The organism is Yersinia massiliensis CCUG 53443, assembly GCF_000312485.1.
In the GTDB taxonomy this organism is placed as follows: domain Bacteria; phylum Pseudomonadota; class Gammaproteobacteria; order Enterobacterales; family Enterobacteriaceae; genus Yersinia; species Yersinia massiliensis.
The window spans coordinates 176,832-189,962 of the sequence record NZ_HE997648.1; the positions used below are offsets into that span (position 1 = coordinate 176,832).

Below are 13,131 nucleotides of genomic sequence, written 5' to 3' on the forward strand. Positions count from 1 at the left end.
GTTCGTTAAGTCTGTTTGCTGGGTATATTAACCTTGCAAATAGGCCATGCTCTGGCGAATTTCTCTTTCAATGTCAGCTTCTGACCATGTGTTCAACTGTGATGAGAACGGCTCAAAAGCATAGATGCCTTGATACCCCAGCCGCTCGAGATTTGCCACCTGTTGCTTACTGTTCAACTTATCCTGATCGCTTAGCATGGTGCGGTCTTCATCAGTCAAAGTAGACTTCAACCTAGTTTCTTCGACACCAGATAGATGCACCAAACCCAGTATGTCGACGTCAATATGGGCATCAAATTCAGCTTGAGTCATATCACTCAGATAGTAGTGGAAAGTATCCAAAACTATTTTATAGGGTGAAGCAGATTTGCGGATGATGGACTGTGCGAGTAAGTGAGAACGCAATGAGCTTATGCCGAATCCTAAAGGTTCTACCAACCCTGTTATCTGATATTTTTTGAAGAGTGGGGCCAGCAGCAGCAGGGCATCCAATGTATCTTGCTCTTTTTGCTGTGCAGATCGTCGATCGCTGGCGTTGCAGTTCGGGCACAAAATGATGCCATGACAATGAATCGCTTGTGCTTGTTTAAGCATACTTTCTGCCTCTAACAGCAGTGCAGGCCGGTGCTCGGGTAGATTGAAGTATTGCAAAGCATTGATGGTGACAATTTCAATTTCATATTCACCAGCCAATGCATTCAACTGTGCTGTCGTTAACTCATCAGCCACTTTCCCACCAGGCATGTCATTACGTAACTCAACCTTACTTAACCCACATTTTCTCACTAGACGGAAAAATCTCTCAATACTTAAGTTGGGCGCGATTTTGCGATTAATACAGAAACGGTCGGGTGCAATAAACATAGTACCTACTCCTACCAAAATAGAGGCTTGGGATAGCTTTCTTTTCCGAGCCGTAAAGCTCGGAAAAGAATGGTTGAGTGATCATCAGTACGAAGCCCTGACCGCCTGATAAAAGGAATTATTTACTCTCACTGTGAATGATCGGTGTTGTCTCTGGCCGTGATTTTTTTGCTCGCTTAGCCAGCATGGCTTCCTCCATATGCTCCAATGCAACTCCTTTGGTTTCAGGCACAAAGCGGCAAATAAACCAATAGCTGAATAAACAGCAGATAGCGAAAATCCACATAGGGAAGGCACCATGAAATTGTGATGAGAGGTACGGCTGGTCATTCATCATCGGGAAGCTTTGTGAAACAGCGAAGTTCGCCACCCACATACAACCGACGGCAATACTCATGCCTTGCGCTCGCATACGGTTGGGGAAGATCTCAGAAATCAGTACCCAAGTTCCCACCCCCCATGAAAGTGCATAGAAAATCATGAAGAACAGCATGCCAAATAACGCCAGATAACCGGTCGACTGATTGAAGAGGGCGAATGAGGTGATCAGTAATCCAAGGATGGTGCCAATGGTGCCAAATCGCATCAGTGGTAAGCGGCCCATTCGGTCCATCAACATGGCACCGATAATTGAACCGACTAATTGAAGTACGCCAAGCCAGATGGTTTGGAATAGAGCTTCTTGCATGTTGCCCGTGACCACTTTTAGCACGACCGGCGCGTAATACATCATGACATTGACGCCAGTCACTTGTTGCAGCATTGCCAGCATACAGCCAACAAAAATAATGAAACGCACTCGGTAATCACGGTAGTTCAAACGGTTTTTATGTTGTTGCTTATCTTCCGCCAAAGACAGTTTTATTTCGTTCAATACGTTCTGAGCATGGTTGGCATTGGAAACTTTTGTGAGCATCGCTAATGCTTGATCTTCCCTCCCCACCATCACGCTCCAGCGTGGGGATTCAGGGATAAAGAAGACAAAAATACAAAATAGTGCGCAGGGAATAACCGCCGAACCAATCATCCAACGCCATCCGTATTCAATCAACCAGAGCTCGGTAGCTTGGCTAGCAATTTTATAGTTGACGTAAAAAATCACGATCTGCCCAAATACAATGGCGAATTGCTGCATGCTGAGTGCCCGCCCTCGCATATTTTTAGGGGAGACTTCAGACATATACATAGGGGAAACCGTGGAGGCTAAACCGACCGCCAACCCACCGATAATTCGGTAGATGACAAAGACCGTGAAAGTAGTTGCCAGCGCTGCGCCAATAGCCGAAATCGTAAAAAGAGCAGCGGCTAACATCAGGGCTTTTTTACGCCCCCAGCGCCCAGCAATGGGGCCGGAGATAAAGGCACCGATAATACAACCAATGACCACATTGGAGACGGCCCATCCTGTTTCTGCAGGGCTAAGGTTAAAGTAACTTTTCAGTGAATCTATCGCACCAGAGATAACTGCAGTGTCATAGCCGAATAAGATGCCACCGAGAGCAGCAATGCCGCAGATCCGTAACACATAGCCGGTATTCCTTCTTTGCTGATATGCCATAAAAACTCCGTTTAATGTCCCTTGTCGCCAATCTTCTGCATAAACCTGTTGAGGTGGCTAGGTAGGGCAAGAGTTGGATTGAAGTAATGTGCATCCTGTTCAGAATGAGAACATTCATTTCGTTTTTATTAAATAACGGAATATAAATTTTTCGATCCAGCTCAAATATCAAGCTAAAAAAAAGTGATTCTAGGCTCGTTAAGCCAATAAAAAATGAATTTAGTCTATTTGTTTTTTTAACATTAGCAGCTTATTTCAGGTGGAAAGATGAGAAATTGCAGGAGGATGGACGCATTGCGTAAGGACTCTGAGTTTTTTGATAGTGACTTAAGCTACTTGCAGGAACTTGCGAAGCATCGCACAAAACAAAATTTCTAAAGAAAGTTATTTGAAACTTTTTTTTCAATAGAATAAAGTCTGCATATCGGCTGGTTGATTTGCCTTTTTGGCGGCTGGTCGCCTTGCGGGCTATCTTGGTACAACGACAAGATAACCCTTTCTGATTGAGTGCATGGTCCGTTAGGTGTCTGGCCTTTAGCCATTTCAATGACCCTTGCGATAACGGCTATTAAGAAGAGGGTGAGACATGAGAATCGTGGGCAACTTTATTGGTGGGAAAACATCGTTAAGTTCCAGTAATCAAACTGCTGATATTTATAATCCCGCCACCGGTAAAGTGGAGGGCCAAGTGACGCAAAGCACCGCTGAAGAAGTCCATCAGGCAATTGGCGTGGCTCATCAAGCGTTTAACGACTGGTCACAAACAACTCCTCTGCGCCGTGCACGCATCATGTTCAACTTCAAAACCCTGATTGAACAACACCGTGATGAGCTGGCCGAATTGATTGTTCGTGAACATGGCAAAGTCTATTCCGATGCATTGGGTGAAATCACCCGTGGCTTAGAAGTGGTGGAGTTCGCTTGCGGAATTCCACATCTATTAAAAGGCGAATACTCCGCAGATGTGGGGACAGGGGTTGATAGCTTCTCAATGATGCAACCACTGGGAGTGGTTGCCGGAATTACGCCATTTAACTTCCCCGCGATGGTGCCTATGTGGATGTTTCCCGTCGCGCTAACTTGCGGCAATACTTTTATTTTGAAGCCACCCGCCCTAGATCCATCCGCGTCTGTTCGCCTGGCTGAACTGTTAATCGAGGCTGGATTACCTGATGGGGTCTTCAATGTTGTTCACTGTTCCAATGAAAGTGCAGCTCAACTCTGCACTGACCCACGAATTCAAGCCGTAAGTTTTGTCGGTTCTTCCACCGTTGCAGAGCATGTTTACACAACGGCCAGTGCTCATGGTAAGCGCGTACAAGCTTTTGGCGCGGCTAAAAATCAGGCGATCATCATGCCAGATGCCGATCTGGATGCGACGGTAAATGCCTTGATGGGGGGAGCATTCGGGTCTGCTGGTGAACGTTGTATGGCACTGCCTATCGCGGTAGTCGTCGGTGATAGTACCGCCGATAAATTAATTGAAAAGTTGAAACCTCTGATTACTCGCTTACGTGTTGGCCCTGGGCTTCAACAGGGTGGGGAAGAAAATGAAATGGGGCCGCTCATTTCAGCAGCTCATCAGAAAAAAGTGCTCGGCTATATTGACCAAGGCGTTAAGGAAGGTGCGACCTTAATCACAGATGGCCGTCACTATAACGTTACTGGCTATGAGCAAGGATATTATGTGGGGGGAACATTGTTTGATCATGTCACCCCAGACATGAAAATTTATCAGGAAGAGATCTTTGGCCCTGTGCTGGGGATTGTCAGAGTGCCAGATTATCAAACAGCAATTGATACGGTGAACAGCCATGAATTTGGCAATGGAAGCGCCATTTTTACCAGTAGTGGCCATTATGCGCGGCAGTTTGTTCATGAAGTTCAGGCTGGCATGGTTGGCGTTAATGTGCCGGTTCCCGTGCCGATGGCATTTCACAGCTTTGGTGGTTGGAAGCGTTCTGTTTTCGGTGCATTAAACGTCCATGGTACTGATGGTGTACGTTTTTACACCCGGATGAAAACAACGACTGCACGTTGGCCAACGGGTCAACAAACGGTTTCAGAATACAGTATGCCGACACTGGGTTAAGGCCGTTTGAACGTGTTCGCTAGAATCATTTCATGTTGTTAATAGGAGAGTCATCATGTCTTCACTGCTTGCAAAATGTCAGTCAGCGGATGCAAATGGGCGTATCCAGCATATCTCACCAGAGAACGCGGGCTGGCGTTTTGTTGGGTTTGATGTCTATCGCCTTGAGGCGGGAAAAACGCTGCTGTTGGAAAGTGGTGATAATGAACTTTGCCTAGTATTAGTTGCAGGTATAGCTTCTGTTTCTACACAGCGAGCTGAATATCCGCATATTGGTAAACGCATGAGTCCGTTCGAACGAACACCACCTTATTCCGTTTATGTTCCGCACCATGACCATGTAAACGTTGTGGCAGAAACTGACTTAGAATTAGCGGTATGCCGTGCTCCTGCAAAGGGGCATTTACCTTCCCGATTGATCACTCCTGCTGATGTTGGTGTCGAGAGGCGTGGGAAGGGGCGTAATCAGCGGTTGGTGCATAATATTTTGCCGGATAGTGAACCCGCTGACAGTTTGCTGGTGGTTGAAGTTTACACCGATGAAGGGAACACCAGTTCATATCCGAGTCACAAGCATGACCAAGAAGATGCCGCCGATGAAACCTATCTTGAAGAAACCTATTATCACCGGTTAAATCCAGAGCAGGGCTTCTGTCTGCAACGCGTTTATACCGACGATCGTTCGTTGGATGAATGTATGCCAGTCTATAACCATGACGTGGTAAAGGTACCGAGGGGTTATCACCCTGTCGCTACACTGGCAGGCTATGACAGTTATTATTTAAATGTGATGGCGGGGCCAGTACGGCTATGGAAGTTTACTTGGGAAAAAGATCACGCTTGGATTAATAGCGATCACTATCCGGTCAATAAAAACTAATACGCAGCCGTTAATGACTGAGTGAATGGGTAGGATACTCTACCCATTTCTTTTCTAGGCTGACCGCAACCGAATTAAGGTTGGAATGGCCTGATGGCTATCCCTAACTTCCCTAGGTATTTATTCTTTTGCGTTATTAAGTGCCAAAGACACCGCCAGTGTTTGTGCCAAGCACATCGACGCCACTTGTGAACGGAATCCGTCAACTTGTGCTTCCCGCACGACAAAACACACATCACTAAAAGCCGCTAATGGGCTCACTTGACTGTCCGTAATCGCTATCTGCTGAGCACCGCTTTTAGCACCTAACTCCACCAGTTCTAGTGCTTCTTGTGCATAGGGTGAGTAACTAATAGCGATAACGACATCTTTGGGTTTCACCATACTTAATTGCTCAGCAAACATGCCTCCTAAACCATCAATCAAGAAGGCACGGCGCTCCAAATGGCGTAATGCGTAGGTTAGATAAGATGCAACGCTAAACGAGCGGCGTAAACCAATGACATAGATATTGTCGGCATTCTTCAGTAATTCAACGGCTCTATCGAGTTGTTCTGAACTGGTTTGTACCGCCAACTGTTGCAGAGCTTGCGCGTTGACCATGGTAAACACATTCAGTATTTCAGAGGGTTTCTCTGGGGCGGTATGGCCATCCGTTGAGGTTTGGCGGAACAACCGAGCACGTTCAGTATAGTTAACCGTTTCTTCCATCAAATGTTGACGGAATACCTGTTTCATTTCATTAAAACCACTGAAACCAAAGGCATTTGCAAACCGAATTAAGGTTGATGGTGGCACACTGGCTTGAGCCGCGATGGAAGCAACTGTATCAAATGCAATGCTATTACTATTATCCAAGATATAACGGGCAACTTGTTTTAAGCGTTTGCTTAACGTCTCATAACGATGACGAATTTGGTCTTGCAACAATGAAAGTTGAGTTGGGTTATTCATCCATTCGGCCCACGGCAGAGGAAAATTGAGAAGCAATCTGTCAGGCATTCTAACAGATGGTTAGTAAATTTCATTTACTGATGGTGGCATTGGGTTTTATTTCATTGCAACTTGAATCAGTTCACAAACCATATTAATGGAAAAGCTTGTAACCTAAAGCGATTAGTTTATTAAGTTTGACAAGAATCAGGATTTTTTCAGGTGAATCGGGAATAAATAGCGTAGATAGCAGCATAATGGCGCTAACGTACTCGTGACGCAGCGCCGATAAATGATAGGTTAGATGGGGTCTATGGGCCGATAAGAACGCCAATATCGAATGAGCGTTTGGTAATTTTGTTTCACTTGCTTTATGAGCTCCCCATCATTCAATTCACCTTGTAGCCATTGACGTGATGCTTGCCCAAAAATGGTCCGGCCGACAGCAAAGCCTTTAACCCAAGTCGCCTGCGCGGCAGCGGCAAAACCAGCTTTTAATAGGGCTTCAGAAGAATCCAGACCCAGAATCAGTACGCCACGGCAATAGGGATCTTGAGCGTCGATTAGTTGACCTATTTGTTGCCAATTGTCTGCACTAAGCGGTGGGAGTTTCCACCAATCCGGTTGAACACCTAACTGATAAAAATGAGCCATAGTTTCAATATAATAACGCTCATCCTTATCATTATTATCTTCAGGTAAAATCACTTCTAGCAGGAGTTCATGCCCTGACTTACAGCATCCACGATAGACGTCCAGAATCAGTTCATCTTGTTGTTGACGCAGCTTCGCGCTGTCTTTGGGATGATAAAAAACCAAACATTTCACGACGTGTTCTAGCGGCCAATCGATAAGTTGGGAACCAATATTGCCATGTTCAAGCTGTAACGGCCGAGAACTGGGGAGCTCGATAGGGCGGCCTATCCACCACCCTTTACCGGTAATCGTATTGAGTGCTTCTTGGCCATAAGTTGTATCCGCCAAAATGCCGCTTTTATGCTCAAGCCCCGACTCAAAAGCAGCCTGTTGTGCCGCTTGGAGTAATAGCATTTTGAGTTTAGGGATACGTTGTTCACTCACGCCGGCTTCACGAGCCATATCCGCCAATTGCTTACGGTGATCAAAAGCGAAAACACAAAGTTCAGGCCATTGCTGCTTGCGTGTTGTCACTCGGTGTAAATGATTCAGACGGGCATCGTGATCAGGGCGTGGAACCGCGTTTTCACGGCGAAGATAATCGTCTAACTCTATTTTTGTTGGCATGGCTGGCGCGCAACCGTGGCGTGAAACAACGAGCGCACCACAAGCATTCGCATAACGGCATGCCTGCTCCCAGCCCTCATCATTGAGGTAGCCGCGCAGTAGGCCAGACATAAATGCATCGCCCGCACCCAACACATTTAAAACCTCGACCCGTACACCGGAGTGCAGTTTGACGCCTTCCCAGTTCGAAGGTATAACCGCTTCAAACACCGAACAACCTTGTGCTCCACGCTTACAAACTAGCGTTGCCTGTGTGGCCTTGCGCACATTACGGAGTGCTGTCAGGGTATCAGTGCTCCCCCCTGCAATATGGAATTCTTCTTCTGTACCAACAATTAAATCGAAATGATGCAGCACTTCCTGTAATTCTTGCGTCACTTTTTGTGATTCAATGAAACGCGTTTCACCGTCGCCAAGTGATGTTAGCCCCCAGAGCACTGGGCGGTAATCAATATCTAATGCTGTCCGTAGGCCATGTTTATGAGCGTATTCTAATGCTTTCAGCACGGCTGCTCGGGTATTCGGATGTGAAAGGTGGGTACCGGTGATAGCTAATGCTTTTGAAGACGCAATATAGGACTCGTCAATATCGTCTGGTACCAAGGCCATGTCCGCGCAATTCTCACGGTAGAAGATCAGTGGGAAAGTTTCTTGATCTTTAATACCCAGAATGACCAGCCCAGTCAGGCGTTGTTTATCTGTAATCAGAAAACGAGTATCAGCCCCAACGCGCTGTAACTCCTCACGCAAGAAACGGCCCATGTGTTCATCACCTACACGTGCCAGCATGCCGGACTTTAGGCCCTGAATGGCAGTGCCATAAGCCACATTACCTGATGAACCGCCCAAATATTTGGCAAATGTGCTGGTATCTTCCAGACGAGCACCTATCTGTTGCCCATAAAAATCAACGGCAATACGCCCGATACATATGACATCCAGCACCTTGTGTTGTGTCCCCATCCCCATTTCCTTTTTGATTAAACCAAGCCCCGACAATGACCGATGAAATGATTCTGTTTTGGCGTTTCTAAAATGAGTATGAGGAATAAATATTTCAATTTCAAGATTGGTTGAAATTTTTTCCCCGATAGTGTGACACAGATTAAAGCCTGATATGGCGTATTAATATAGGACTTAGATCAAGCATTTACCTAGGTTATTAATGACTTTTTAGGACGAAAAAACAAATCTAGAAATACAATAAAACCAAATAATATCAATTAAATATGTATTTTAGAGGGCGAGGAAAAATGATGTGTTGCTGCTCTGAACGTGAATACCTCAGTCATTGCACCACTCAACCGATTATTTGATCTTCATCGCATAATGAAATGTTTCTTCTGTATTGCTGTTTTATGAAAAAAATATTTGTTTATAATCCCTGCTATGTTTCAACTCACTGCCGCCAGCACAGTAGAAGCCGTCAAATCGGCTCTACTCTTCGTCAGGCATTCTTAGACGCTGGATTTTCGGTTGCCAAGGCCTCAGGCAAATAGAGCGAAGGAAGGGTAAATGAAGAAGATTCGGTTAACCACAGCGCAGGCATTAGTCCGGTTTTTGGATAGCCAATACCTGCAAGTTGATGGTCAAGAAATCAAATTTATCAAAGGGATTTTTGCTATTTTTGGCCATGGTAATGTGCTGGGGGTTGGACAAGCACTCGAGCAAGACTGTGGTGATCTGGTGGTTCATCAGGGCCGGAATGAACAAGGAATGGCCCATGCAGCGACGGGGTTTGCCAAACAGAAGCTGCGTCAGCAAATCTATGCTTGTACATCATCTGTCGGGCCTGGCAGCGCTAATATGATCACTGCAGCAGCAACGGCAACCGCCAACCGAATCCCACTATTATTGCTTCCTGGCGATGTGTTCGCATCGCGGCAACCCGATCCTGTTCTGCAACAAATTGAACAATCCCATGATCTGAGTATTAGCACCAATGATGCATTCAAACCGGTGAGTAAATACTGGGATCGCATTACACGGCCAGAGCAATTGATGAGCGCATGTATTAATGCGATGCGGGTACTGACAGACCCAGCAGAAACTGGCGCGGTGACACTTTGCTTACCACAAGATGTTCAGGCTGAAGCCTACGAATATCCGGATTATTTCTTCCAAAAACGTGTTCATCGTTTAGACCGTCGGCCTGCCAGTGCAGCGATGCTGGCAGATGCTATTGCATTACTGACATCAAAAAGAAAGCCGATTCTGGTCTGTGGCGGTGGCGTGAAATACTCGCAAGCCGGTCAGGTATTGCAGCGATTTGCCGAATGCTTTGGTGTGCCGTGGGTAGAAACCCAAGCAGGCAAAGGCACTCTCAGTTCCGAACATGAATTGAATCTTGGCGGCATAGGTGAAACGGGCTGTCTGGCCGCGAATACATTGGCGCAACAAGCTGATTTAATCATTGGTGTTGGCACGCGCTATTCCGATTTCACCACCTCGTCAAAATGGTTGTTCCAAAACCCAGAAGTTTCATTCCTTAATATCAATGTCAGCGCCTTTGATGCCGGTAAATTAGATGGTTTACAACTGTTGGCTGATGCGCGTGAGGCATTATCGGCATTGCATCAAAAACTCGGCATTACCGGTTATCAGGCCAGTTGGGGCAGTGAAATCTCAAGGATGCGCGCAGAGCAATTAGCGGAGACCCAACGGGTCTATCAGGTTGAGTACCGCAAAGATGATTTCATCCCTGAAATTAATGACCACTTGGATCGGGAACAGGTTTTTGCTGAGTTTATGGCTCAAACGGGTTCTCTCCTAACACAAAGTCAGGTGCTGGGCGTATTGAATAGCCAATTACCTCATGATGCAGTCATTGTTGCGGCGGCTGGCAGTTTACCCGGTGATTTACAGCGAGTGTGGCGGACCAAAGGGGAAAATGGCTACCACGTTGAATATGGCTATTCCTGCATGGGATATGAGGTCAGCGCGGCCTTGGGGGTGAAGCTCGCTGAACCGAGCCGTGAAGTCTATTCATTGGTCGGTGACGGTGCCTTTATGATGTTGCACTCTGAGCTGGTGACCTCCATTCAAGAGCGCTGCAAAATCAACGTTATCCTGTTCGATAACATGACGAATGGTTGTATCAACAACTTGCAGATGGAACATGGCATGGACAGCTATGCCACTGAATTCCGTTTTCGTAATCAGGAAACGGGCCAACTGGATGGTGGTTTTGTGCCAGTCGATTTTGCCATGTTGGCGGCGGCATATGGCTGTAAAACTTATCGTGTATCCACTGAACAGCAATTGGTTGACGCCTTAGCAGATGGCCGCTCGCAGACTGTTTCAACCTTAATAGACATAAAAGTATTGCCAAAGACCATGGTGCATAAATACCTGAGTTGGTGGCGGGTAGGGGTTGCTCAGGTCTCTGAAAGTGAAAGAACTGACGCCGTAGTTCGTGAGTTAGAAAAAAACATTGCCAAAGCTCGCGACTATTAAAGGAATGTGAAGCCGTAAAACGAGCAGGTTATCCCCTGCAAACCGAAACTTCATGAGGAAAATAATATGCCGTTAAATATTGGCGTGATCGGAACAGGTGCTATTGGTCAGGATCATATTCGTCGTTGTAGTCAGGTTTTGCAGGGTAGCCGCGTTGTTGCCGTGACTGATATCAACCGTGAACATGCCACTAAAGTTATTCGCGATCTCGGTATTGAAGCGAATGTTTACGCTGATGGCTATGAAGTGATTAAGGCGAAAGAAGTGGATGCGGTATTGGTCACTTCTTGGGGGCCGAGCCACGAAGAGTTTGTTCTAGCGGCCATTGCCTCAGGGAAATACGTCTTTTGTGAGAAACCACTGGCCGTGACTGCCGAGGGATGTAAACGCATTGTCGACGCTGAAGCCGCGCAAGGTAAACGCTTAGTTCAGGTTGGGTTTATGCGCCCTTATGATCAGGGCTATCGCGCACTGAAAGAGGTGATTACCAGCGGGAAAATTGGTGAGCCATTGATGCTGCATTGTGCCCACCGTAACCCAACTGTGGGTGAGAACTACACCACGGATATGGCGATTACGGACACATTAATCCATGAGATTGATGTATTACGCTGGTTGCTCGATGATGATTATGTCTCAGTACAAGTTGTTTTCCCTCGCAAAGCTAAGCATGCCAAAACACACCTGAAAGACCCGCAGATCGTGTTATTTGAAACGGCGAAAGGGACACGTATTGACGTCGAAATTTTTGTGAACTGCCAATATGGCTACGACATTCAATGTGAAGTTGTTGGTGATAGCGGTATCGCAAAATTGCCAGAACCATCCTCGGTGTTGCTGCGCAGTGAAGCTCGGCTATCACATGAAATTTTAACTGATTGGAAAGATCGCTTTATCGACGCCTATGACGTTGAGTTACAAGCTTTTATCAATGATGTGCTGGCAGAAAAACTCACTGGGCCGTCTGCTTGGGATGGTTTTGCTGCCGCAGTCACCGCAGATGCTTGTATTGCCGCACAGCTCAGTGGCGAAATTGTTCCCGTCGGTTTGCCTCAACGACCTGTTTTTTATAATAAATAATATCGATACCTGCTGCTTGTGCGTCAGCCATCATGCTGCCGCATAGCCATACTTTATTTGTATTCATCTACATAAATTGGATATATCACCGAGGCTTATTATGAATAAAGATCGTGTGAAGTTGGCAATCGCGCCGATTGGTTGGACGAATGACGATATGCCTGATTTAGGCAAAGAAAATACCTTCCAACAATGTATCAGCGAGATGGCACTGGCTGGATTTACCGGCAGTGAAGTAGGCAGTAAATACCCACGAGATCCCAACGTACTGAAACCTATGCTTGAACTGCGAGGCTTAGAGATATGCAATGCTTGGTTCAGTACTTTCTTTGCTGACAATCAACACGCTAAAACCCTAGATGAATTCACTAATCATATGAATTTCCTCCATGCGATGGGGGCGAAAGTGATCGGTTGTTCGGAACAAAGTAAGAGTATTCAAGGGACGACAAAAGCCGTCTTTGAAGAGAAACCTTATTTTACGGATGCAGAATGGCAACGCGTGGCTGAAGGGTATAACGCGTTAGCCAAAATCGCTGCTACCAAAGGTATGCAAGTCTGCTTACACCACCATATGGGAACAGGCATTCAAACCAGCGAAGAAATAGACCGCTATATGAGTATGGTTAACGACGATGTTTATCTGCTATTCGATACCGGTCATGCCTACTATTCCGAAGGCAGTCAGGAAGCCATGTTAGCCATCCTAGAAAAATACTTGCCGCGTATTAATCATGTCCATCTAAAAGACGTTCGCGATGAGGTTGTTGCTGAAGTAAAAGCCAAAAAACTCAGTTTCCTTGATGGCGTTAAAAAGGGCACCTTCACCGTCCCCGGTGATGGCGTGATTGATTTTAAACCGGTATTTAAGCTCCTCGATGAAAAAGGCTATCAAGGATGGATGGTGGTGGAAGCAGAGCAAGACCCTGCAATCGCTAATCCATTTGAATATGCCGTGAAGGCGCGGGGTTATATTAAGGCGGTAGCGGGTATTTAGTTATCCCC

At 46.2% G+C, this 13,131-nt stretch carries 9 protein-coding genes; 5 read left to right on the forward strand and 4 right to left on the reverse strand.

Translation table 11 applies throughout. The features are described 5' to 3' along the window. Positions 1-27: 27 nt before the first annotated feature. Together BN68_RS18900 and BN68_RS18905 are read right to left on the reverse strand one after the other, a co-directional pair. Positions 28-864: a TIM barrel protein gene (locus BN68_RS18900; RefSeq protein ID WP_019212754.1), complete on the reverse strand. Its 837-nt coding sequence runs from the start codon at positions 862-864 to the stop codon at positions 28-30. 118 nt (positions 865-982) lie between these two features. Beyond that, the gene (locus BN68_RS18905; protein WP_019212755.1) at positions 983-2,422 is read right to left on the reverse strand and encodes a sugar porter family MFS transporter; all 1,440 of its coding nucleotides are present in this window, start codon (positions 2,420-2,422) and stop codon (positions 983-985) included. Positions 2,423-3,008: 586 nt separating this feature from the next. Here BN68_RS18905 and BN68_RS18910 point away from each other — a divergent pair. Beyond that, positions 3,009-4,514 carry a CoA-acylating methylmalonate-semialdehyde dehydrogenase gene (locus BN68_RS18910; RefSeq protein WP_019212756.1) on the forward strand — a complete coding sequence of 502 codons (1,506 nt, stop codon included), beginning with the start codon at positions 3,009-3,011 and terminating at the stop codon, positions 4,512-4,514. Between the two features lie 55 nt (positions 4,515-4,569). Beyond that, entirely contained in the window at positions 4,570-5,394 is an 825-nt protein-coding gene (gene iolB, locus BN68_RS18915) for a 5-deoxy-glucuronate isomerase (RefSeq protein ID WP_019212757.1), read from the forward strand. 120 nt (positions 5,395-5,514) lie between these two features. Here iolB and BN68_RS18920 read toward each other — a convergent pair whose 3' ends face one another. Both BN68_RS18920 and BN68_RS18925 read right to left on the reverse strand, forming a co-directional pair. Next, on the reverse strand, positions 5,515-6,348 hold the full coding sequence (locus BN68_RS18920) for a MurR/RpiR family transcriptional regulator (RefSeq protein WP_042806980.1): 834 nt from the start codon (positions 6,346-6,348) through the stop codon (positions 5,515-5,517). Between the two features lie 279 nt (positions 6,349-6,627). Beyond that, the gene (locus BN68_RS18925) at positions 6,628-8,553 is read right to left on the reverse strand and encodes a bifunctional 5-dehydro-2-deoxygluconokinase/5-dehydro-2-deoxyphosphogluconate aldolase (RefSeq protein ID WP_019212759.1); all 1,926 of its coding nucleotides are present in this window, start codon (positions 8,551-8,553) and stop codon (positions 6,628-6,630) included. Positions 8,554-9,105: 552 nt separating this feature from the next. On the opposite strand from BN68_RS18925, the gene iolD reads away from it, so the two are divergent. The 3 genes from iolD (at position 9,106) to iolE (ending at position 13,123) form a co-directional block, all read left to right on the forward strand. After that, positions 9,106-11,046, forward strand: a complete 1,941-nt coding sequence (gene iolD, locus BN68_RS18930; protein WP_019212760.1) for a 3D-(3,5/4)-trihydroxycyclohexane-1,2-dione acylhydrolase (decyclizing) — start codon at positions 9,106-9,108, stop codon at positions 11,044-11,046. A gap of 66 nt (positions 11,047-11,112) precedes the next feature. After that, positions 11,113-12,126: a Gfo/Idh/MocA family protein gene (locus BN68_RS18935; RefSeq protein ID WP_019212761.1), complete on the forward strand. Its 1,014-nt coding sequence runs from the start codon at positions 11,113-11,115 to the stop codon at positions 12,124-12,126. 100 nt (positions 12,127-12,226) lie between these two features. Then, entirely contained in the window at positions 12,227-13,123 is an 897-nt protein-coding gene (gene iolE / locus BN68_RS18940) for a myo-inosose-2 dehydratase (protein ID WP_019212762.1), read from the forward strand. The last annotated feature ends 8 nt before the right edge of the window (positions 13,124-13,131 follow it).

Coding starts and splice junctions, on each gene's coding strand:
- BN68_RS18920 (WP_042806980.1), bottom strand. CDS start 6,348: ATGAATAACCCAACTCAACTTTCATTGTTGCAAGACCAAATTCGTCAT.
- iolD (WP_019212760.1), top strand. CDS start 9,106: ATGAAGAAGATTCGGTTAACCACAGCGCAGGCATTAGTCCGGTTTTTG.
- BN68_RS18905 (WP_019212755.1), bottom strand. CDS start 2,422: ATGGCATATCAGCAAAGAAGGAATACCGGCTATGTGTTACGGATCTGC.
- iolE (WP_019212762.1), top strand. CDS start 12,227: ATGAATAAAGATCGTGTGAAGTTGGCAATCGCGCCGATTGGTTGGACG.
- BN68_RS18910 (WP_019212756.1), top strand. CDS start 3,009: ATGAGAATCGTGGGCAACTTTATTGGTGGGAAAACATCGTTAAGTTCC.
- BN68_RS18935 (WP_019212761.1), top strand. CDS start 11,113: ATGCCGTTAAATATTGGCGTGATCGGAACAGGTGCTATTGGTCAGGAT.
- BN68_RS18925 (WP_019212759.1), bottom strand. CDS start 8,553: ATGGGGACACAACACAAGGTGCTGGATGTCATATGTATCGGGCGTATT.
- BN68_RS18900 (WP_019212754.1), bottom strand. CDS start 864: ATGTTTATTGCACCCGACCGTTTCTGTATTAATCGCAAAATCGCGCCC.
- iolB (WP_019212757.1), top strand. CDS start 4,570: ATGTCTTCACTGCTTGCAAAATGTCAGTCAGCGGATGCAAATGGGCGT.